General features: G+C 48.5%; 2 tRNA genes. Both read right to left on the bottom strand.

From position 1 onward, the window contains the following. Positions 1–35: 35 nt before the first annotated feature. Positions 36–107: transfer RNA gene (locus tag ACXIZN_RS43315), tRNA-Glu, on the bottom strand. 310 nt (positions 108–417) lie between these two features. After that, positions 418–490: transfer RNA gene (locus ACXIZN_RS43310), tRNA-Arg, on the bottom strand. Positions 491–520 lie beyond the last annotated feature (30 nt).

The following is a 520-nucleotide window of genomic DNA, read 5'->3' as shown; positions in this document are numbered from 1 at the left end:
CTCCATTAGAGGAGGGAAGCAAAGAGGAGCCTGCTTTCCCATACCGGGAGTCGAACCCGGGCCACCTGGGTGAAAACCAGGAATCCTGACCGCTAGACCATATGGGAACTGCTGAGAATGAGGCATGGGCTTCTGGGTCACTTTTCATGTGTGTGGCCGGTGTGAGGCCAGGGTTGTGTAGCGACCTATGCCTTTTGATGTCTGACTTTATCAATGTGAGATTAATTTAGCAAGACGAGAATTGCCCAAAGGGATCCTGTGATCGCTGAACAGATACAGTAAACTGGTCGTTAAAGTCCCTTTCAGGTGAAAATACACACATCAAGCATTATAAAGCATACTTGGTATTGCATGGTAACCGTTATCTTGAGGAAAAACAGACTATCGTCGGTCTGTCAAGGTACTAAAATAAGAAATCGAGCCAGCCAGGAGTCGAACCTAGAATCTTCTGATCCGTAGTCAGACGCGTTATCCATTTCGCCACTGGCCCACCGGTCAGAGGTTCTCGTGCTTGCACCAG

The sequence above is a fragment of the Amycolatopsis sp. TRM77291 genome, from assembly GCF_054166285.1.
The sequence above is the reverse complement of the archived record's forward strand: the minus strand, read 5'-3'. Positions and strand labels throughout refer to the sequence as shown.